Raw genomic sequence first — 20265 nt, 5'->3', positions numbered from 1 at the left:
CTGTGCTGCCGTTCGACTTGCATGTGTTAGGCCTGCCGCCAGCGTTCACTCTGAGCCAGGATCAAACTCTTCACTTAAATTTTTCGACTTCGTCCAAAAGGACTCCATCAATGCTTTGAGTGCAGATGTCCTACCTGAGCTTCAAAACTACTCACTCGCATTTGCATGCTATATGAATTGACTTGTTGCTCTTTCGAAACGTCTGCTGATGGACAACGCCACCTGCCAGACGTCCGCACAAGTATCCTGCGCACACTGTCAAAGATCTTCGGAAGTGGCCTCAGCGCCTGCTTCCCGATGCTGCGAAGTTTCCTTCGAAGCGAGCCGCCCATCTTAGCGCGGTTTTGGCATTCGTCAACACCTTTCGGTGAATCTTCTTGCCGTCCCTTCGTGCCCCGAACCGAAGTTCGTTTCCGCCGAAGGAGCCGCACATCTTAGCGCAGCTTCCCGATCTGTCAACTCCCTGTGAAACCCGAGGAGTCCGACCGGCCCCCGCTTCCCTGTCCGACCTCAGCGTCGGCACAGCGTTGCGGGGCGCGCATTGTGCACAAGCTCGTCACATTTGCATAGCGTTATTTTCACCTTGCCCATCTTGACCGCCGTCGGCGCTTGTCCAAAGGTGTGGGCTTCCCCTTCGAGGCTCTGGCCATGCGTGCGATCCGTCTGATGATGCTGTGTCTGTTCGCGGCGCTGCTGCCCGCCTGTGCCAGCAGTACGCCCTGGGTGGAACTGGCCGGCCACCGCTATCAGGTGGAGATCGCGACCACCGACGAGGCCCGCGCACGCGGCCTGATGTTCCGCGATGTGCTCGAGCAGGGCCACGGCATGTTGTTCGTGCACGAGACCGAGGCGCCGCAGGCGTACTGGATGAAGAACACCCATATCCCGCTCGACATCCTCTACTTCGATAACGAGCGCCGCCTGGTCTCCCAGCAACGCGACGTGCCGCCATGCTCGGCCGGCAACCGCTGTCCGTCCTACCCTAGCGAGGGGCCGGCACGCTTCGTGCTCGAGCTCAATGCCGGCGAGGCGCAGCGCATCGGCCTGCGCGATGGTGCCGTACTGACGCTGTCGCCGGCGATCCATGTGCCTTGAGCCGTCCGTCGCGCGCGGCGAAGCGCCGACGGCTGCGCCGCTGACCTGGGCGCAGGCCGGGGAGATGGCGCCCGCGGCACTGCCGCTGTTCGAGGCCGCGCTGCTGGTTGCGCGCGACGAGTACCCCGATCTCGACGTGCACGCGTTCGCAGCGCGGATGCAGGCACACGCAGCGCATCTGCGCATCGAGGTCGATGCGATCGATGCCGGACCGTTGAAGATGCAGGCGATCAACCGGCACCTGTTCGAGGAAGTCGGCTACACCGGCGACCAGACGCACTACTACGATCCCCGCAACAGTTATCTGAGCGATGTGATCGAGCGCCGGCTCGGCAATCCGATCTCGCTGGCGATCGTGCAGTGCGAAGTCGCGCGCCGGCTCGGCGTCCCGCTGGCGGGCATCTCGTTTCCCGGCCACTTCCTGGTTCGGCTGCCGGTCGGCGACGGCATGCTGGTCATGGACCCGTTCAATGGCGGGCGCCCCCTCGACATCGACGAGCTGCGCGTGCGTGCGGCCGCCCACCTGGGTGGAGCGCCGCCCGATGACGACACCCTGGCCGCGCTGCTGCGTCCAGCCACGGCGCGCGCGACCGTGATGCGGGTCCTGCGCAATCTGCATGCGGGCTATCGCGAGGCGGGCGACTGGGCGCGCGCGGCGCGTTGCGCCGATCGACTGCTGACCCTGCATCCGGGCGCGTGCGATGCGCTGCGCGATCGCGGACTCGCCTATCTGGCGCTGGGACACGTGGCGGGCGCGCGCGACGACCTGACGCGCTATCTACAGGCAGCCCCCGAGGCCGAGGATGCCGATGCGATCCGCGAGCGACTGGTCGACGCCGGCCTGCATCGCCATCGCGCGCACTGACCGACCGCGAACGCGCGGCCGGCCTGCCGCCGCGCCGCTCAGAGCACCATCATCTCGAAGTCGTCCTTGGTGACGCCGCAATCGGGACAGGTCCAGGTCTCGGGCACATCCTCCCAGCGCGTGCCCGGCGCGATGCCTTCGTCGGGCAGGCCTGCTGCCTCGTCATAGAGAAAGCCGCAGACGACACACATCCACGTGCGGTAAGCGGTCTGCGTCGAAGTGTCGTTCATCGGATAATGGCGGCTGCAGCGGTGTCTGTCCGGAGCCGCATTGTCCCATCGCGTCCTGTGGACCGGAACCCATGCCGATGAACGCTTCCCCGACCGAGCCGCCGCGCGGGCTGTACCTGCTCACCCCCGACGAGATCGACACTGCACGGCTGCTGGCGCGGGTCGCCAGCGTGCTGCCGCATGCGACCTGGCTGCAGTACCGCAACAAGCGCGCCGACGCGATGCTGCGACGGGAGCAGGCCGGTGCGTTGTTGGCACTGTGCCGCGCCGCCGGCGTGCCGTTGCTGGTGAACGACGATTGGCGGCTGGCGGCCGAGCTCGGTGCCGACGGCGCGCATCTGGGCGAGGACGACGGCGCACTGGTCGAGGCACGCGCGGCGCTGGGGGCGCAGGCGATCCTCGGTGCGTCCTGTTACGACGACGGCGCACTGGCGGTGCGCGCGGTCGAGGCGGGCGCCAGCTACGTCGCCTTCGGGAGCTTCTACCCCTCGCCCACCAAGCCGGCGGCGCGACGCGCACGTCCTGCGCTGCTGCGCGAGGCCGTCACGCTGGGGGTGCCGCGGGTGGCGATCGGCGGCATCACCCCGGACAATGCACGCACCCTCGTCGCGGCCGGCGCGGATCTGGTCGCCGTCGTCAGCGGCGTGTTCGATGCGCCGCACCCGGCCGGCGCCGCACGCGCCTACCGCGCCTGCTTCGGGCTCTGAGCCCGCCCTTCTCTGGAGTCGTCATGGATACCGCCCGTTCGCAAGCCCTGTTCGCCCGCGCCCGCACGCTGCTGCCTGGAGGCGTCAACTCGCCGGTGCGCGCGTTCAAATCCGTGGGCGGCGAACCGTTCTTCGTGCAGCGCGCCGACGGCCCGTATCTGTTCGACGTCGACGACAATCGCTACATCGACTACGTCGGCTCCTGGGGCCCCATGATCGTCGGCCACAACCACCCCGAAGTGCGACAGGCGGTCAAGCGTGCGATCGGCGATGGCCTGTCGTTCGGCGCGCCGTGCCCGGCCGAGGTCACGATGGCCGAGCGCATCACCGCGCTGGTGCCTTCGTGCGAGATGGTGCGCATGGTCAACTCGGGCACCGAGGCGACCCTGTCGGCGATCCGCCTGGCACGCGGGGCGACCGGCCGCAGCTGCATCGTGAAGTTCGAAGGCTGCTACCACGGCCACGGCGATTCGTTCCTGGTCAAGGCCGGCAGCGGCGCGCTGACCTTCGGCGTGCCGACCTCGCCAGGCGTGCCCAAGGCACTGGCCGACCTCACGCTGACCTTGCCCTACAACGACTTCGACGCTGCCACCGAACTGTTCGAGCGCGCAGGCGACCAGATCGCCGGGCTGATCATCGAGCCGGTGGTCGGCAACGCCAACTGTCTGCCGCCGCGCGAGGGCTACCTGCAGCACCTGCGCGCGTTGTGCACGCAGCACGGCGCCCTGCTGATCTTCGACGAGGTGATGACCGGCTTCCGTGTCGCGCTCGGCGGCGCCCAAGCGCGCTACGGGGTGACGCCGGACCTGAGCACGTTCGGCAAGATCATCGGCGGCGGCATGCCGGTGGGCGCCTATGGCGGCCGGCGCGCATTGATGGAACAGATCGCACCCGCCGGCCCGATCTACCAGGCCGGCACGCTGAGCGGCAATCCGGTCGCAATGGCCGCCGGGCTTGCGATGCTCGACCTGATCTCGGAGCCGGGCTTCCACGATAAGCTCGAGGCCGCGACGCACACCCTGTGCGACGGCCTGGAGGCGGCTGCGCGCGAGGCCGGCGTGCCGTTCACGACCACCCGCGTCGGTGCGATGTTCGGCCTGTTCTTCACCGACCAGCCCAGTGTCGATACCTACGCGCAGGCCGTCGCCTGCGACACCGCAGCCTTCAACCGGTTCTTCCACGGCATGCTCGAACGCGGTGTGTTCCTCGCGCCGTCGGCGTTCGAGGCCGGGTTCCTGTCCTCGGCGCACGACGCCGATGTGATCGGCGCGACGATCGCCGCAGCCCGGGAGGCATTCGCCGCCATCGCCGCGTGAGGCGGATGCCGCCGCGGCTGGTGCTGTTCGACTTCGACGGCGTGCTCGCGCATTACGCGCACGATGCGCGCTTGCGCGATCTGGCGCGGGTCGCGGGCTGCGCGCCGGCCCGGGTCGGCGCCGCACTGTTCGAGTCGGGCTTGGAGCGCGCCTACGACAGCGGCGCGATCGACACCGCGTCCTACCTGCAGCAGCTCGGCCAAGCGCTCGATTGCACGATCGACGAGGCGGGGTGGATCGCCTCGCGCGTGGCGGCCAGTCGCGTGGATCCCGCGGTCCTGACGCTGGCGACATCGGTCGCGCAGCGCGTGCCGATCGGCGTGCTCAGCAACAACGGTGCGCTGATGGCCGAGGCGATGCGTGAGATCGTGATGCCGCTGTTCCCGGCGCTCGACGGCCGTGTACTATGCAGCGGCGCATTGCGGGCACGCAAGCCCGACCGCGCGATCTTCGAGCGGGCGCTCGCGCATTTCGGCGTCGAGGCGCGGCATGTGCTGTTCCTCGACGATCTGTTCGCCAACGTGCGCGGCGCGCGCGCCGCCGGACTGCAGGCCGACACCGTGCACGACGCCCGCTCGTTGCGGCGGGTGCTGCGGCGGCATGGGCTGCCCTAGTCGACGATACGATGTGGGCGGCGCGACGGGCGCCGCCCCGCCCGTGATCTCACCCTGCCGCGAGGTGGTCGACCAGCGCGGCGCGCAGGCGCGCCAGGCCTTCGGCGATGTCGGCGTCGGTGATGTTGAGCGCCGGTACGAAGCGCAGCACGTCCGGCCCGGCCTGCAGCAGCAGCAGGCCGTGGTGCGCGGCGCGGTCAAGGATCGCGGTGGCCTGTCCGGCGTGCTCGGCGCGCAGCACGGCGCCGAGCATCAGTCCGCGGCCGCGGATCTCGGAAAACACGCCGAATTCGGCGTCGAGCGCGGCCAGGCCCTCGCGCAGCGCGCGCGACTGGCGCGTGACGTTCTCGGCGATCTGCTTTGAGGCAAGCTTGCGCAGCGCCACGCGCGCGACCGCGGCCGCCAACGGGTTGCCACCGAAGGTGGTGCCGTGGTCGCCGAACTGCATCGCGTCGCTGACCTTGGGCCCGGCCAGCAATGCGCCGATCGGAAAGCCGCCGCCCAGCGCCTTGGCCAGGGTCACGATGTCGGGCGTCGCCCCATCCTGCTGGAAGGCGAACAAAGTGCCGGTGCGCCCCATGCCGCACTGGATCTCGTCGAGCACCAGCAAGGCCTCATGGCGGTCGCACAGCGCGCGTACGGCTGCCAAGTAGCCGTCGGCGGCGGGCATCACGCCGCCCTCGCCCTGCACCGGCTCGAGCATCACCGCGGCGACGTCGCCACCGGCCATCGCGGCTTCGAGCTGCGCGATGTCATTGAAGTCCACATAGCGGAAGCCGCCGGGCAGTGGCTCGTAGCCGGCCTGGTACTTGGGCTGCGCGGTCGCGGTGACCGTGGCCAGGGTGCGGCCGTGGAAGCTGCCGCGGCAGGTGACGATCACCCGGCGATCGGGGCTGCGTCCCTGCGCCGCGGCCCACTTGCGCACCAGCTTGATCGCCGCCTCGTTGGCCTCGGCGCCGGAGTTGCACAGGAACGTGCGCGTGGCGAAGCCGCTGGCCTCGACCAGTTCGGCCGCCAGCTGCAGCGGCGGTGCGCTGTAGAACACGTTGCTGGTGTGCCACAGCTTGCCCGCCTGCTCGACCAGGGCGGCCACCAAGTCGGGATCGTTGTGGCCCAGGCCGCACACGGCGATGCCCGCCGCCAGGTCCACGTACTCGCGGCCGGCGTCGTCCCACAGACGCGAGCCCTGACCGCGCTCGAGCACGAGCGCGCGCGGCCGGTACACCGGCAGGACATAACGGGCCAGGGACAGCGGGGCGTCGGTCGCGGTGCTCATGCCGGGGGAATCGCTCGGGGAGGAAAGGGATCGCGCATTCTCGCGCATTCCGATGCGCACCGGCGGAACGGGCCGCATCCCTGCGGCCCGCAGCGGTCACAGCCTGTTCGCGCGCTCGACCAGGACGTTGTGGGCGTTGAGCACTGCCCGCGCCGAGCCGCGCGGCGCCAGGGTCGAGGCCGGATTGTCGAGCATCCGCTGTTCGTCTTCGGTATAGGGCGTCCCGGCCCGCGTGCGTTCGATCCGCGCCCGCGCGACGCGCCGCAGATCGTCGAGACCGCTGTTGAAGCTGGCCCAGCGCTCCGCCATGCCGTCCTGGGTGGCGACCTGCGTGCGTGCCTCTTCGGCGAGCGCGTCGAACGCCTCGAGCTCGCGCTGCGCCGCCTCCACGTCGAAGGTGCGCTCGGCCATGCGCTCGACCATCGACTTGGCATCGGCCATCAGCGAGAGGTGATAGAAGTCGGGAGTGCGCCCCTCGCTGTGTTCGAGCGCGGCGATCCGCGCGCGCTGCTCGCCGTCGATCTGCGCTTGCAGCTGCGACGACAGCGCGTCGCTGGCCTCGCCGTAGGCGGTGATCGCCGCCAGCAGCGGCGGGTGCATGCGCTTGCCCTGGGCGAACGCGTCCTGGCGGAATCCATCATCGGCGTAGTAGCGCGATGCTTCGTCGAACAGCGGTTCGAGTGCCTTGGCCGCATCGCGGAACCGCACGATCGCCGTGTCGAGCTCCGGCAGTGCCGGCTCGGCGGTCAGCACCCGGTCGACCGGGCCTGCGCACTGGTCCAGGCCCAGGCGCGGGACATGGCCTGGCCCAAACGCCTTGGTCTCATCGCCGCGCGGGCCAGCGTGCGGGTCCTGCATCCAGCTGCCGTACACCGCGATGCCCTTGCGGACGTCCCCGTCCATGGCGTTGAAGCACGACACGTAGGCATTGACCTTGCCGTTGCGCGCCTGGCGCGCTTGCTCGGCCTGGGCGGCTTCGACTGCATCGGCGCCGGCCTGCAGCGGATTGCGCTCGCAGGCCGTCAGGCCGACGGCAACACTCAGTCCCCACAGCGCCGGCAGCAACTTCCGGGATCTCACGGTCTCTCCTTTGAAATCGTTTACAGCCCGCCAGAATAGCAAAGCGTCAACGCCGATCGCAGCGGTTCAGTCCAGGAACAGATCGGGCAGCAACGGCTGCGAAGGATCGATCGCATAGGCGTCGAGGTCGGTGATGCCCACCTCGCGCAGCACCTCGTCATCGATCAGGAATTGGCCGTGGAAGCCGGCCGCACGGCGCACCAGGATCGCGTGCGCCGCATCGCCCATGATCGCCGGGCTGCGGCCGTTACCGCGTTCGACCCCGGGGATCATGTTCAAGGCATCGGTGCCGATCAGCGTCCGCGGCCACAGCGCATTGACCGCGACCCCCTGCGGGCCGAACTCGGCCGCCAGGCCGAGCGTGACCAAGCTCATGCCCATCTTGGCCAGCGTGTAGCCGGTGTGCGGCGCCCACCACTTGGGATCAAGCGACGGCGGCGGGCATAGGGTCAGGATGTGCGGGTCGGGGGCTGCGAGCAGATGCGGCAGGCAGGCCTGCGCGCACAGGAAGCTGCCGCGGGCGTTGACCTGCTGCATCAGGTCGAAGCGCTTCATCGGCGTATCGAGGGTACCGCGCAGCCAGATCGCACTGGCGTTGTTGACCAGGATGTCGATGCCGCCGAAGGCGTCGACAGTGGCGGCGACCGCGGCCCGCACCTGGTCCTCGTCGCGGATGTCGCATTTGAGCGCCAAGCCCCGGCCGCCCGCCGCGTTCACCGCCTCGGCCGCGCTGTGGATGGTGCCCGGCAACTTCGGGTTGGGCACCGACGACTTCGCGGCGATCGCAACGTTGGCGCCATCGCGTGCAGCGCGCAACGCGATCGCCAGACCGATGCCGCGCGAGGCGCCGGTGATGAAGAGTGTCTTGCCGGCCAGTGTGGACATGCCCCGGGTCCCGTCGATGAGATCGCAGGCATTATGCGCGCGGCGCTGGCCGCATTCAGGCCACGGCGCGATACTGACCGGCCCTTCCGCCACAGGTCCTGCCGATGCGCACCATCGCCCTCGCATTGCTCGCACTGTCGCTGGCCGCCTGCAGCGATGCGGCGCCCGATGCCGCCGACCGGGAGGTGCCGGTCGCCCAGCCTGCCGCGCAGCCGGTGTCGGATGCCGCTTCGATGCCGGCACCGATGGCGCCCGAAGCGATCGCGGACGGCGATGACCTGGTGGTGGGCCCGGCCTCGGTCTGGCGGGGCGACCTGTCGCCTTGCCGCACCGCGGCGACGGCGGTCGACGCCTGCCTGCTGTCGACCATGCAGGCCGGTGGCGCCTCGCCGGAGGCGCTGGCCGCGACCACCCGCCTGATCGCACTCGGCGACCCCGGCCATGTCAGCGGCTGGCGCTCGGTCGACGGCGTGGGATATGCACAGATCACCTATCCGTTCCGCGCCAACACCAACGAGGGCGTGTGGCTGGTCGACGCCGACGGCCACGCGGTGGACGTGGACGAGGCCGTGCTGCCGGCAGGCGAAGGCCGGATGCGCGACGCACTCAAACCGTTCCTCGATGCACACCCCGATGCCCTGCCGTTCGCGCCGGCCAAGGCCGCAGGCAGCGAGGCGCTGGCCGACGGCGGCCTGCGGCTGCGGTTCGAGGTGCCGATGCGCAGCTGCCACGCTTGCGCGGACCTCGGCACGCTGGTGTTGGGCTACGACTTCGACGCGAACCGCCGATACACCGGTCGAGCCCTGGAGGCGGTGCGCACAGCCGACTGACGGATCGCGCCCCGCCGCCGGCGCGCTCAGATGTAGGCGCGCACCTGCCGCTGCAGCAGGTGCGGCACGATCAGTCGATGGATCGGCGCGACGGGCTGCATGTACAGACGCCCGAACGCGTTGTGGACGTGCACGACCGTCGCCACCTCGAGCATGTCCTCGCCGTGCCATTGCACCGCCAGTTGCACACGCAGGTGGCGGTCGTCGTCCTCGAGCACGATCGCCGCGTCGCACAGCGCCTGCAACGTGAAAATGCCGATGCGCTCGCCCGGCCGCGGCACGCCGGCCGACGACACTGCGCGCAGCGCACCCAGATCCTTCATGCCCAGCAGCCGCATGCCGCGATTGCGCATCGTCATCAGACCGTCGAACCAACCCGGCACGGCGGCAGCGAGGTCGCGATAGGCCTGCAAGGCCGTGCGGCCGCCACGCACGGTCTGGACCCGGCTGGCATGGCGGAAATCGGCGCCAGGCAACTGCGCATACAACGCACTGCGCGCATCGGGCACGCCGGACACCACGCGCGCCGTCAAGGCTTCGGCCCCTGGCCCTCGTTGTCTTCCCACTTGAGCAGCTTGCGGGTGACCACGCGATAGACCGGCTTGCCGGTGCGGAACCACAGATCGCGCACCCAGGAGCGCCGCCGCAGCAGGCGCTGCTCGACCGGCGTGAGCGCGGCGCGGCAATAGGTGCGCTTGTGCTTGAGCAAGTGACGCAGGTCTTCGCGCGCGAGCAACCGCATCCAGCGCGAGCGCGAATCGCCGACGACAGCGAGCTGGAAGTCGATGATCGCCGGCCTGCCATCGTCGAGCACCAGCCAGTTCGCCTCCTTGGCCAGGTCGTTGTGCGCCAGGCCGCGCCGATGCAACGCCTGGAGTTGCCGCCGCGCGTGACGGAAGTACGCCAGATCGCCGTGCGGCGGGCGCTGGTACATCGCAGCGCCGGCCATGTAGCTGCGGTCGAGCCGCCGCCCGTCCCAGCGCAGCAGCTGCGGCACATCGGCCATGCCGCGCACGCGGGCCAGCCCGCGCGCCTCGCGGCGCGCCAGCCACCAAGCCGGCAGCCGCAACCACAGCGGCACGTGACGCAGGTCCCGGCGCACGAACAGGCCGCCGTCGGCGCCGCGCATCAGCGCGATGCGGCCGAAGCTGTCGGACTTGAGCGCATGCAGCTCGGTGGCGGTGTCGGCGGACGATGACATGGCCGCATTGTACGGATCGCGTCCGGGTTAACGTCGGCCGACGCAAGGGTGGGGATCGGGCGGGCTGGCCGCGCTGCCCTGCCATAATGGCGCGATGCTCAGCGAATTCTTCAACAGCCTCATCGGCTGGGTCGGCGACCATCCGGTCGCGGCCGGCATCGTCGTCTTCCTGATCGCCTTCTGCGACTCGGTCATCGTGCTCGGTGCCATCGTGCCGGCGCTGCCGCTGCTGTTCGCGATCGGCGTGCTGATCGGCCTGGGCGAGATCTCCGGCCCGTATGCGGTCGCCTGCGCCACGCTCGGCGCGATGGCCGGCGACGGGCTGAGCTACTGGGTCGGCCGCCGCTGGGGCCATGGGCTGCGGACGGTGTGGCCGTTCCACAAGTTTCCGCAATTGCTAGACCGCGGCGAGAACCTGTTCCGCCGCAATGCCGTCAAGAGCATCCTGATCGCGCGCTACGTCGGCGCCATCCGGCCATTCGTGCCTGCGATCGCCGGCATCGCGAAGATGCCGTTGCGGCGCTACCTGCCGGTCAGTGGCGTGGCCTGCCTGTCGTGGGGCGCGCTGTTCCTGGCGCCGGGCTGGCTGTTCGGCGCGTCCTACGATGCGGTCGCCGCGGTCGCCGACCGGCTGGCGATCGTGCTCGGCGCGCTGGTCGCGGTGCTGGCGCTCGCCTGGGCCATCGTGCTCTACACCTATCGCTGGTTCGACGCGCATGCCAACAGCCTGCTCGCCCGTCTGCTCGGCTGGACCCGCCACCATCCGCGGCTGGGTCGCTACGCGGTGGCGCTGGTCGATCCGCGGCGCCCGGAATCGGCCTCGCTGGCGATCCTGGCGGTCTGCCTGCTGGCGATCGGCTGGGCCTGGTTCGCGCTGCTGGCGACGGTGATCATGCGCGGCGAGCCGCTGCTGCTCGACCAGACCGTGTTCCAGTTCATGTACGAGCTGCGCAACCCGCTGGCCGACCGGTTGATGGCCGGCCTGGCCTCGATCGGCGATGTGCATGTGCTCGGTCCGGCGGTCGCGTTGACGCTGGGCTGGCTGATCTGGCGGCGCCGCTGGCTGGGCGCGGCGCACTGGCTGGCGGCCCTGGCCTTCGGCATGGCGCTGACCGCGCTGCTGGGCGCGGTGATCGACATGCCCCGGCCGCCGACCGCACATGGCGGCTTCGGCTTCCCGGCAGTCGAGATCACGATGGCGACGATCGTCTTCGGCTTCTTCGCGGTGCTGATCGCACGCGAACTGCCCGGCCGCTCGCGGGTCTGGCCGTACCTGGTGTCGGGTGCGGTGGTCGCGGTGCTGGGCTTCGCCCGGCTGTACCTGGGCGCGCATTGGCTCAGCGACATCGTCGGCGGCATGCTGCTGGGCATCGTCTGGCTGCTGGTGCTGGGCATCGCCTATCGCCGCCACGTGGACCGCTCGTTCTGGATGCGACCCGTGGCGACGATCTTCTACGTCACCTTCGTGCTGGCCGCGCTGTGGCATGCACCGCGCGCGGTCGATCCGTTGCTGACGCGCTTCGTCGCCGCCCCGCCGGCGCGGACCATGGCGGTCGGCGACTGGTGGGCGCGCGACTGGGCGCAGTTGCCCGGCCAGTTGCGCGAGCGCGACCCGGCCCATCGCTGGCCGCTGGATCTGCAGGTCGCCGGTCCGCTGGCGCCGCTGCAGGCCCGGCTCCAGGCGCAAGGCTGGCAGGTGCAGCCGCAGGCCGACTGGATGCAGGTGCTCAACCTGCTCGACGACGATGTGCCGTCCGCCGACAAGCCGGTGCTGCCGGCCACACTCGACGCCAATGCCGAATCGCTGCTGATGCGTCGGGTCACCGACGAATCCCGGATCGAGGTCCTGCGGCTGTGGCGGGCCCCGGCGCAGCTCGACGATGCGCAGCCGCTGTGGCTGGGCACCAGCCAGTCGATGCTGCTGACCCGGCCATTGGGCCTGTTCAGCCTGTGGCAGCCGCAGCCCGATGCGCACGGCGTGCATCGCGGCTTGCGCGACGTGCTGATGGGCTTCGAATGGCGCGAGGACGTGCATCCGCAGTCGGGGGTCCCGACCTTGCGGCTGCGCATTGCCGACGACGGCTCAGTCGTCGACCAGCCGCAGTAACGTCTCCAGGCGGACGTCGGGATCGTCCTGCTGCAACAGCTGCTGGCGCTGCGCGGCGGCCAGCGGCAGCAGTTCGGCCAACCGCCAACCGACCCAGGCCGCATCGTCGAACCGGGGCTCGGGGAAGGCGCGGTCGGCGCCGTCGATGCGTTCGAGGATCTTGCGCAGCACCACACCCAGCAGGGCGTGTTCGGGCTGCAGTTCGATCGCCGGGTCGGGGGCGCACCAGTCGACATCGGCGACCACCAGCCCGTTGTCGCGCACGCGCGTGCGCTCGACGCGGAAGCGTCGCGCGCCGCGTACACGCAGCCGCAGCAGACCATCGGCGCCGGTGTCGAAATCCTCGATCACCGCCTCGGTGCCGACGCTGGCCGGCGTTGCCGGCCCACCGACCTCCCCGCCTTCCAGAATCAGGCAGATGCCGAAACCGCTGCCGCGCCGGCCGCATTCGCGGAGCATGTCGAGATAGCGCGACTCGAACACGCGCAGCGCCAGCGACGCGCCGGGCAGCAGCACGGCATCGAGCGGAAACAGCGGCAGCGAAGCGGATGTCGTCATGCCGGCCATCCTAGTGGCTGCACGATGAAATCGTCATCCTGCGCGCCGTGCCGGGTGCGCGAGGCACCTGCACGCCGGTACGTTGCCGTGCCGGCGTGCAGGTGCCGTCGTCGCGATCAGAAGCTGTACTTGATGTGCGTGTGCACGCGCTGCAGATCGCCTTCCAGGCCGTTCTCCAGGCGACGATCGGCCCAGCTCAGTTCGCCGCCGACATCGAGGTTGCGCGCCGGCGAATAGATCATGTTGATGCGGAACGATTGCGCACGCTCGGTGACACTGCCGCCGGTCAACAGCGGATCGTTGTCGAGCGAGGCCAGCGAGTAGATGACATTGCCGCGCAGCTTGGGCGAGAACGCGTGCCGCCATGCGGCAAAGCCGCCGTAGCCGCGCTGGCTGTGCAGTCGGCCATCGGCATCGAGCACGGTGTCGCTGCCGAGTGCAAAGCCGAGATACCGGCCGATGCCCTCGCCGCCGCTGACCATGTAGCGGATGTCGTCGTTGGCGCCGAGGTTGAATCGGCCCGAGACGCTGAGCGCCGCGCCCGAGGTGCTGGCATCGCCGCTGCGCAAGCGTCGCGCCAACCCGGCGACGGTGAAATGGCCCCAGTCGCCGCGGGTGATCCAGCGCGCGGTGACATCGGGCAGCCGGTCGTCGCCGCTGTTGAAGCGCGCGGTCCGCGACAGGTACGGGGTCACCGTGGTCTGTGGGTTCTCCACCGAGACCGACCACGGGCCGCGCGTGTAACGCAGCTGCGCCTGGCGGTTGAAGACGGTGCCTTCGGACGGGCCGGTGAAGTCGACCGCGTCGGGCAGCGCCGCGACATCCTGGAAGTTCGACCAGGTCTGGCCGGCGAGCCAGCCGTTGTAGCTGACGTAGGCCTGGCGCAGGGTCAGCGCGTAGGTGTTGGTGATCACTTCGTTGCCGGCCAGCGCGTTGCTGCCGCCGCCGTACATGTCGGCCTCGATGTAGGCCTTGATCGTCTTGCCGCTGTCGGTCACGGTGTCGGCGCCCAGCCAGAAGCGCGAGAACTGCGCGTGCACGTCGCTGTAGGTGCTGCTCTGGCCCTGGCCGTCGGCCGCGACCGGGGTCGCGCCGGGGAAGTAGAACAGCCGGCCGGGCGAGCCATCGGCAATCTGCCCGTCGCTGGTGCGCGTGGTCATCGCATCGAACTTGATGAAGCCGCCGAACGAGAACGTGGTGCCGGGCGCCGCGCCGGGCATCATCGGGTTGCGGGCAGGCGTCGCGCTGCCCGCGGGCGCGGGCGCCGGGGCGGTGGTTGCGGTCGCCGGCACCACCGCGGTCGTGGCCGCCGGCGTCGCGGTGCCGCGGTGGCTGTCGAGCAGCGCGCGCAGTTCGCGCATCTCGCGCTCCATCTGGCCCAGTCGCGCTTCGACCGCGGCGACGTCGACGTCCTGCGCCGACACCGGCGCAATGCAGGCGGCCGCGACGGCCAGGGCGATCGGCGACAGCCATCGCTTCGCGTTGGATCTGGACATGTGGTTCCCCTCTCCCAAGCAGCGGCCCGCCCCGGGTTGGGGCGGCGACCGAAAACAGCGGCACCGGCGCAGTAGCCGGCGCGGCGGCTCAGACGAAACGCAGGCCCGTCGAGCCGAGTCCGTCGATGCGGACCTGGACGTTGTCGCCCGCCTCGACGGCGACGGCGGCAGTGATCGCGCCCGAGAGCACGACACTGCCGGCCGGCAGCGACTGGCCGCGGGCGTGCAGCATGTCGACCAGCATCGCGACCGCGAGCGCGGGATTGCCCAGCACCGCGGCGCCTGCACCGACCTCGACGACCTGGCCGTTCTTCTCCAACACCACGCCCGTGGTCTCCAGGTCGATGCCCTGCGGCGCGGTCGGGCGCGAGCCGATCACGTAGCGCGCGGCCGAGGTGTTGTCGGCGATCACGCTCGGCAGGTCGAAGCGGAAGTTCTCGTAGCGCGAGTCGATGACTTCGATCGCCGGCAACAGGCAGAGCGTCGCCGCCATGACCTGCTCGGGCGTGCAACCCGGCCCCTGCAATGCATCGCGCATCACGAAGGCGATCTCGGCCTCGACCTTGGGATGGATCAGCTTTGCGGCCTCGATCTCGGCGCCGTCGTCGACCGCGTTGTCACTGCCCAGAAAGCCGTAGATCGGCGTCTCGACGCCCATCTGCTGCATCTTGGCGTACGAGGTCAGGCCCATCTTCATGCCGACGCAGCGCACACCGCGCGCTTGCTTGTGCGCGCGCAGCGCATCCTGGATGCGGTAGGCGTCCTCGATCGACAGGTCGGGGTGGGCGTCGGTGATCTTGACCGTGTCGCGCACGTCGCGCTCGGCGTCGTGCAGGAGGGTCGCCAGCTGGGCGACCGTCTCCGATGACAGGCTCATGCCGTGGCCTCCTGGCGGGCGTCGGCACCTTCGCGCGCGCGCACCATGTCGAGCGCGACGTCGACGATCATGTCTTCCTGGCCGCCGACCATGCGCCGCTTGCCCAGCTCGACCAGGATGTCGACCGCGCTGATGCCGAAGCGCTCGGCCGCGGCTTCCGCGTGGCGCAGGAAGCTCGAGTACACGCCGGCATAGCCCAGCGCCAGGGTTTCGCGATCCACGCGCACCGGGCGCTCCTGCAGCGGGCGCACGATGTCGTCGGCGGCGTCCATCAGCATGCGCAGGTCGCAGCCGTGCCGCCAGCCCAGCCGCGAGGCGGCGGCGATGAACACTTCGAGCGGCGCATTGCCGGCGCCTGCGCCCATGCCCGCCAGGCTGGCATCGATGCGGTCGCAGCCTTCCTCGACCGCGACGATCGAATTGGCGACGCCGAGCGACAGGTTGTGGTGGGCGTGGATGCCGGTCTGCGTGCGCGCATCGAGCACGTCCTTGAACGCGCGGAAGCGCGCGCGCACGTCCTGCATGCCCAGCGCGCCGCCCGAATCGACGACGTACACGCACGAGGCACCGTAGCTTTCCATCTTCTTCGCCTGCTCGGCGAGCGCGGCCGGTTCGGCCATGTGGCTCATCATCAGAAAGCCCACCGCGTCCATGCCCAGTGCGTTGGCCGCCTCGATGTGCTGACGCGAGACGTCGGCCTCGGTGCAATGCGTGGCGACGCGCACCACGCGGGCGCCGGCGGCGTGGGCGTTCTTCAGATCGTGCACCGTGCCGATGCCCGGCAGCAGCAGGGTCGCGACCTTCGCGTGCTGCACCGTCTCGGCGACCGCCTCGATCCATTCGACATCGCTGTGCGCGCCGAAGCCGTAGTTGAACGACGCCCCCTGCAGGCCGTCGCCGTGCGCGACCTCGATCGAATCCACGCCCGCAGCATCGAGTGCGCCGGCGATCCGGCGCACCTGGTCCAGCGTGTACTGGTGGCGCACCGCGTGCGAACCGTCACGCAGGGTGACGTCGGAAATGGTGAGCTTGCGGTCGTTCATCGGGTCGGCTCCGGCTGCGCGGCCGCCAGGCGCGCGGCGATGCGCTCGCCGGTGGCCAGGGCCGCGGAGGTCATGATGTCGAGGTTGCCGGCGTAGGCCGGCAGGTAATGCGCGGCGCCCTCGACCTCGAGGAACACCGAGGTCTTCAGGCCCGTCGTCGGGCCGATCCCCGGCACGTTGCAGGGCCGCTCGATGCGTTCGAACTGCACCGCCTGCTTGAGCCGGTAGCCGGGCACGTGGCGCGCCACGTCGGCGACCATCGCCTCGATCGCTGCGGCGATGCGCGCGGTGTCGGCCTCGTCGGACAGCACGTAGACGGTGTCGCGCATCAGCAGCGGCGGCTCGGCCGGATTGAGCACGATGATCGCCTTGCCCTTGCGCGCCCCGCCGACCGCTTCGATCGCGCGCGAGGTGGTCTCGGTGAATTCGTCGATGTTGGCACGCGTGCCCGGCCCTGCGGAGCGGCTGGAGATCGACGCAACGATCTCGGCGTAGTGCACCTTCGCCACGCTGGCGACGGCGGCGACGATCGGAATCGTCGCTTGTCCGCCGCAGGTGACCATGTTGACGTTCGGCGCGTCGATGTGCGCGTCGAGGTTGACCGTCGGCACGCAGTACGGCCCGATCGCGGCAGGCGTCAGGTCGACGACGCGGATGTCCGGCCGCGACTGGCGCAGCACCGCGTCGTTGCGCACGTGCGCGCCGGCGGACGTCGCATCGAACACCACCTGCACGTCGTCGAACAGCGGTGAGGCGACCAGGCCCTCGACGCCCGCATCGCAGGTCTGCACGCCCATCGCACGCGCGCGTGCCAGGCCGTCGGAGGCCGGATCGATGCCGACCAGCGGGCCCATCGCCAGGTGCTGGCCGTGACGCAGGATCTTGATCATCAGATCGGTGCCGATGTTGCCGGGACCGATCACGGCTGCCTTGACGGGCATGGGGACTCCTCGAAGCGTTGAAACGGACGTGGGGAAGGGCAGACGCGGTGGGCGTCGGTCAGTCGAAATGCAGATCCAGCGCGCCAAGACCGCCGACCCGCAGGCGCAGGTGATCGCCGCGCACGACCGGGGTCAGTGGGACCAGCGCACCAGAGAGCACGGTGTCGCCGGCGCGCAGGCCGTCGCCCAGGCGTCCGAGTTGGTTGGCCAGCCAGACCACGCAGTTGAGCGGCGAACCCAGCGCCGCAGCGCCGGCGCCGGTGGACAGCAGGGCGCCGTTCTTCTCGAGCACCATGCCGCAGGTGCCCAGGTCCAGGTCGCGCAGCGCGACCCGCGTGCGCGAGGTGACGAAAGCCGCGGCCGAGGCGTTGTCGGCGACGGTGTCGAGGATGCCGATCTTCCAGTCGCGGATGCGGGAATCGACGATCTCGAAGCACGCCGACACCGACTCGGTCGCCAGCAAGACGTCGTGCAGGCCGATGCCGGGACCGGCCAGGTCGCGCTTGAGGTGGAATGCGATCTCGCCCTCGGCGCGCGGCGCGATCATGCCGGCCACCGCGACCGCACCGCGATCGGAGTGATCCATGCGATCGGTCAGCACGCCGAAATCGGGCTGGTCGACACCGAGCATGCGCTGCACGGCGACGCTGGTCAGGCCGATCTTGCGACCGACCACGCGTTCGCCCTCGGCCACACGCCGGGCGATGCCGGCCTGCGCGATCGCGTAGGCGCCGGCAAGGTCCAGGTCCTCGACGCGACCGGTCAGCGGTGCGATCGGCGCGGCCTCGCGCAACGCGGTGTGCAGGGCATCGGCGTGCACGCTCGGATCGGCGCTCATGCCGCCCCCCCCGCGGGCGTCGGCGGATCGCTCTTGAGCGTGGTGCCGACGGCGAAGCGGTTGGCGGGCACTTCGTTGACCATCACGCGGATCGAGGCGAGCGGCGCGTCCAGCGTCTCGCTGGCCACGCGTGCGACCTCGCGGATGCAGCGCTCCACGCGGGCGGTGTCCCGGCCTTCGACCAGGGTGATCTGGATGATGGGCATGGCGTGTCCTTTAAGGGGGTGTCAGGCGAGCTCGCGGCCCTTGGTCTCGGGCAGGAACAGCCAGACGATCAAACCGGCCAGCGCGAAGAACGCCGCCGTCGTCACCAGGCCGCTGCCGACCCCGTAACGGGTGGAGATGAAGCCGATCAGGAACGGCGCGACCGCCGCGATCGCGCGGCCGCCGTTGTAGACGAAGCCCTGCGCGGTGGCGCGGATCGAGGTCGGGAACAGTTCGGCGAACGTCGGCGCAAAGCCGCTGTAGAAGCCGGTGCCGAAGTAGGCGACCACGATGCCGAACACCATCAGCATGTCGGGCGAGCGGATCGTCGCAAACACCGGCACCACGACCGCCGACGCCAGGAAGAACAGCAGGAAGGCCTTCTTGCGGCCGATGCGGTCGGCGAAGTAGCCGAAGGTGATGAAGCCGGCGGCCGCGCCGACCTGCATGATCACGATCCAGATCGTCGACTTCACCAGATCCAGCCCCGGGCCGCCGTCGGCCACCGGCGTCGCCAGATAGGTCGGGATCCAGGTGAACAGCCCCCAGTAGCCGCACATCGCCGCGGTCGTGAATGCCAGGCCGATCCAGGTATTGCGGGCGAACGGCCCGCCGAACAGTTCGCGCACGGTCTCGCCAAAGCCCAGCCGCCGGCTCTGGTTGCGCCAGATCTCCGGCTCCTCGACGTGGCGGCGCACGTAGAACGCCAGCAGCGCCGGCAGCAGGCCGACCGCGAACACCCAGCGCCAGCCACCGACCGGAATCACCAGCGCGGCGACCACCGCAGCGGCGGCGTAGCCGGCCGCGAACGCGCTCTGCACCCAGGCCATGACCTTGCCGCGGTGCTTCGCAGGCCAGGTCTCGCTGACCAGCGCCGAGCCGGCCGACCATTCGCCGCCGACGCCCAGGCCGACGATGATCCTGAACAGCATCAACTGGCCGAGGGTGTCGGCCAGACCGCACAGGGCGGTACCGATCGAGTAGCAGATGATGCTGAGCATCATCGAGCGCGCCCGGCCCAGCCGGTCGGCGAGGAAGCCGAAGACCAGGCCGCCGGCGGCGGTGGCCATCAACGTCGCCGACATCACCAGGCCTGCCGACGACTTGTCCATGCCCAGGTCGACGATCACGTACTTGATGACCATCGCGAACAGCATGAGATCCATGATGTCGAGCATCCAGCCCAGATAGGCCGAGTTGAACGCGCGCCATTGCTGCTTGCTCGCGCCCTTCCACCAGCGCTCGCCGGTCCCCTGCCCCGCACCTGTCGTGTTCTGCGCCATTGCACGCCCTCCCGAGGCGATTCTTGAGGGGGGTGTGCCCCCGGCTGTTTGTATCGTTGCTCGATACCTAGGTATCACTATACGATAAGTCTCGACTAAAGAGTCAAGACCTCAATTTTGTATCGATCACCGAAACAAGGAACCGCCATGTCCAGCCTGATGCTGCGCCTGTTCGAAGACGAACTGCCTGCCCACTGCCCGCCGGTTTATCTGCCGGCAGCCCCGCGCGCGCTGTATCTGGCGCAGGGCGAGGCCACGGTGGAGGACGCCGTGTCTGGCACGCTGCTGTTGCAGGGCGCGGCCTGGGTCGGCGAGGACGCGCTGACGCTCAACATCGGCGCCGCGCCCGTCCGCATCTGGCGCTGGGAGCTGTCGACCCACGCTGCGGCCGCACCGGGCCTGCCCTCGGCGCCGGCCACCCGCACGGTGCTCAAACTCGAAGCACCGGTCGAGCTCGACCCCGGATTCGACTGGTTGATGCGCTGCGACGAGGTGGGCTTTCCGCCCGGCGGCGTCGCGCTGACCCATGTGCACCAGGGCCCCGGCATTCGCATCTGCGCCGAGGGCGAGATCGGGATCGAGACCCAGGGCCGGGCGCAGCGCCACGGGCCGGGACAGGCGTGGTTCGAACTGGGCCCCGCCCCGGTGCTGGCACCGACCACCGAGCGCGAACCCACCCGTTTCGTACGCTGCTTCCTGCTGCCGCGCCAGCTCAAGGGCCGCAGCTCGATCCGCTATGTGCGCCAGGAAGACGCCGACGCCCCCAAGGTGCAGACCTATCGGGTTTTCGCGGAGCGATACATCCGTCTACCTCAGTGA

Annotated in this window: 22 protein-coding genes and 1 rRNA gene; 8 read left to right on the top strand and 15 right to left on the bottom strand. The window is 69.8% G+C overall.

The annotated features are described in order from the left end of the window. Positions 1-77: ribosomal RNA gene (locus tag FHW73_RS03715) — 16S ribosomal RNA — on the bottom strand; the annotation flags it as partial. A gap of 571 nt (positions 78-648) precedes the next feature. Between FHW73_RS03715 and FHW73_RS03710 the strand changes: the two genes are divergently transcribed. Then, the gene (locus FHW73_RS03710) at positions 649-1095 is read left to right on the top strand and encodes a DUF192 domain-containing protein (protein ID WP_183425333.1); all 447 of its coding nucleotides are present in this window, start codon (positions 649-651) and stop codon (positions 1093-1095) included. A gap of 64 nt (positions 1096-1159) precedes the next feature. Continuing rightward, the gene (locus tag FHW73_RS03705) at positions 1160-1960 is read left to right on the top strand and encodes a tetratricopeptide repeat protein (protein ID WP_183425380.1); all 801 of its coding nucleotides are present in this window, start codon (positions 1160-1162) and stop codon (positions 1958-1960) included. Positions 1961-1998: 38 nt separating this feature from the next. On the opposite strand, the gene FHW73_RS03700 is transcribed toward FHW73_RS03705, so the two are convergent. Beyond that, on the bottom strand, positions 1999-2190 hold the full coding sequence (locus FHW73_RS03700; RefSeq protein ID WP_183425332.1) for a rubredoxin: 192 nt from the start codon (positions 2188-2190) through the stop codon (positions 1999-2001). A gap of 77 nt (positions 2191-2267) precedes the next feature. Here FHW73_RS03700 and thiE point away from each other — a divergent pair, with 77 nt between their 5' ends. The 3 genes from thiE to FHW73_RS03685 are packed head-to-tail and all read left to right on the top strand — an operon-like array spanning position 2268 to position 4827. Beyond that, complete coding sequence (gene thiE / locus FHW73_RS03695) at positions 2268-2897, top strand: thiamine phosphate synthase (protein ID WP_183425331.1); 630 nt, start codon at positions 2268-2270, stop codon at positions 2895-2897. 23 nt (positions 2898-2920) lie between these two features. Then, complete coding sequence (gene hemL / locus FHW73_RS03690; protein ID WP_183425330.1) at positions 2921-4213, top strand: glutamate-1-semialdehyde 2,1-aminomutase; 1293 nt, start codon at positions 2921-2923, stop codon at positions 4211-4213. Then, on the top strand, positions 4210-4827 hold the full coding sequence (locus FHW73_RS03685) for an HAD-IA family hydrolase (RefSeq protein WP_183425329.1): 618 nt from the start codon (positions 4210-4212) through the stop codon (positions 4825-4827). The genes hemL and FHW73_RS03685 overlap by 4 nt, the downstream gene beginning before the upstream one ends. A 49-nt stretch (positions 4828-4876) precedes the next feature. On the opposite strand, the gene FHW73_RS03680 is transcribed toward FHW73_RS03685, so the two are convergent. The 3 genes from FHW73_RS03680 to FHW73_RS03670 all read right to left on the bottom strand — a co-directional run bounded on the left by FHW73_RS03680 (position 4877) and on the right by FHW73_RS03670 (position 8068). Further along, the gene (locus FHW73_RS03680) at positions 4877-6103 is read right to left on the bottom strand and encodes an acetylornithine transaminase (RefSeq protein ID WP_183425328.1); all 1227 of its coding nucleotides are present in this window, start codon (positions 6101-6103) and stop codon (positions 4877-4879) included. A gap of 96 nt (positions 6104-6199) precedes the next feature. Continuing rightward, a complete protein-coding gene (locus tag FHW73_RS03675; protein WP_183425327.1) occupies positions 6200-7183 on the bottom strand; it encodes a YiiG family protein in 984 nt (327 codons plus the stop codon). 66 nt (positions 7184-7249) lie between these two features. Continuing rightward, entirely contained in the window at positions 7250-8068 is an 819-nt protein-coding gene (locus tag FHW73_RS03670) for an NAD(P)-dependent oxidoreductase (RefSeq protein WP_183425326.1), read from the bottom strand. 104 nt (positions 8069-8172) lie between these two features. On the opposite strand from FHW73_RS03670, the gene FHW73_RS03665 reads away from it, so the two are divergent. After that, entirely contained in the window at positions 8173-8898 is a 726-nt protein-coding gene (locus FHW73_RS03665) for a hypothetical protein (protein ID WP_183425325.1), read from the top strand. A gap of 26 nt (positions 8899-8924) precedes the next feature. Here FHW73_RS03665 and FHW73_RS03660 read toward each other — a convergent pair whose 3' ends face one another. Both FHW73_RS03660 and FHW73_RS03655 read right to left on the bottom strand, forming a co-directional pair. Beyond that, positions 8925-9431: a DUF2867 domain-containing protein gene (locus FHW73_RS03660; RefSeq protein ID WP_221187397.1), complete on the bottom strand. Its 507-nt coding sequence runs from the start codon at positions 9429-9431 to the stop codon at positions 8925-8927. Next, entirely contained in the window at positions 9428-10099 is a 672-nt protein-coding gene (locus FHW73_RS03655) for a serine/threonine protein kinase (protein WP_183425324.1), read from the bottom strand. The genes FHW73_RS03660 and FHW73_RS03655 overlap by 4 nt, the downstream gene beginning before the upstream one ends. A 94-nt stretch (positions 10100-10193) precedes the next feature. On the opposite strand from FHW73_RS03655, the gene FHW73_RS03650 reads away from it, so the two are divergent. After that, entirely contained in the window at positions 10194-12206 is a 2013-nt protein-coding gene (locus FHW73_RS03650; RefSeq protein WP_183425323.1) for a bifunctional DedA family/phosphatase PAP2 family protein, read from the top strand. Here FHW73_RS03650 and FHW73_RS03645 read toward each other — a convergent pair. The 8 genes from FHW73_RS03645 to FHW73_RS03610 form a co-directional block, all read right to left on the bottom strand. Next, positions 12183-12764: an LON peptidase substrate-binding domain-containing protein gene (locus FHW73_RS03645; RefSeq protein WP_183425322.1), complete on the bottom strand. Its 582-nt coding sequence runs from the start codon at positions 12762-12764 to the stop codon at positions 12183-12185. The two genes, FHW73_RS03650 and FHW73_RS03645, sit on opposite strands and share 24 nt — an antisense overlap. A 116-nt stretch (positions 12765-12880) precedes the next feature. After that, positions 12881-14260, bottom strand: coding sequence for a DcaP family trimeric outer membrane transporter (locus FHW73_RS03640; RefSeq protein WP_255492589.1), 1380 nt, complete (start codon positions 14258-14260; stop codon positions 12881-12883). Positions 14261-14348: 88 nt separating this feature from the next. Beyond that, the gene (dmpH, locus tag FHW73_RS03635; protein ID WP_183425321.1) at positions 14349-15137 is read right to left on the bottom strand and encodes a 2-oxo-3-hexenedioate decarboxylase; all 789 of its coding nucleotides are present in this window, start codon (positions 15135-15137) and stop codon (positions 14349-14351) included. Next, entirely contained in the window at positions 15134-16180 is a 1047-nt protein-coding gene (dmpG, locus tag FHW73_RS03630) for a 4-hydroxy-2-oxovalerate aldolase (protein ID WP_183425320.1), read from the bottom strand. Before dmpG ends, dmpH begins: the two co-directional genes overlap by 4 nt. Continuing rightward, complete coding sequence (locus FHW73_RS03625; protein ID WP_183425319.1) at positions 16177-17121, bottom strand: acetaldehyde dehydrogenase (acetylating); 945 nt, start codon at positions 17119-17121, stop codon at positions 16177-16179. The genes dmpG and FHW73_RS03625 overlap by 4 nt, the downstream gene beginning before the upstream one ends. 58 nt (positions 17122-17179) lie before the next feature. Beyond that, positions 17180-17959 carry a fumarylacetoacetate hydrolase family protein gene (locus FHW73_RS03620; RefSeq protein WP_183425318.1) on the bottom strand — a complete coding sequence of 260 codons (780 nt, stop codon included), beginning with the start codon at positions 17957-17959 and terminating at the stop codon, positions 17180-17182. Further along, positions 17956-18165: a tautomerase family protein gene (locus FHW73_RS03615; RefSeq protein WP_183425317.1), complete on the bottom strand. Its 210-nt coding sequence runs from the start codon at positions 18163-18165 to the stop codon at positions 17956-17958. Before FHW73_RS03615 ends, FHW73_RS03620 begins: the two co-directional genes overlap by 4 nt. A gap of 21 nt (positions 18166-18186) precedes the next feature. Further along, complete coding sequence (locus tag FHW73_RS03610; protein ID WP_183425316.1) at positions 18187-19446, bottom strand: MFS transporter; 1260 nt, start codon at positions 19444-19446, stop codon at positions 18187-18189. A gap of 147 nt (positions 19447-19593) precedes the next feature. Here FHW73_RS03610 and FHW73_RS03605 point away from each other — a divergent pair, with 147 nt between their 5' ends. Further along, the gene (locus tag FHW73_RS03605; RefSeq protein ID WP_183425315.1) at positions 19594-20265 is read left to right on the top strand and encodes a hypothetical protein; all 672 of its coding nucleotides are present in this window, start codon (positions 19594-19596) and stop codon (positions 20263-20265) included.

Origin of the sequence: Luteimonas sp. RC10, from assembly GCF_014192745.1 — a bacterium.
Classification (GTDB): Bacteria; Pseudomonadota; Gammaproteobacteria; order Xanthomonadales; family Xanthomonadaceae; genus Luteimonas.
The sequence above is the reverse complement of the archived record's forward strand: the minus strand, read 5'-3'. Positions and strand labels throughout refer to the sequence as shown.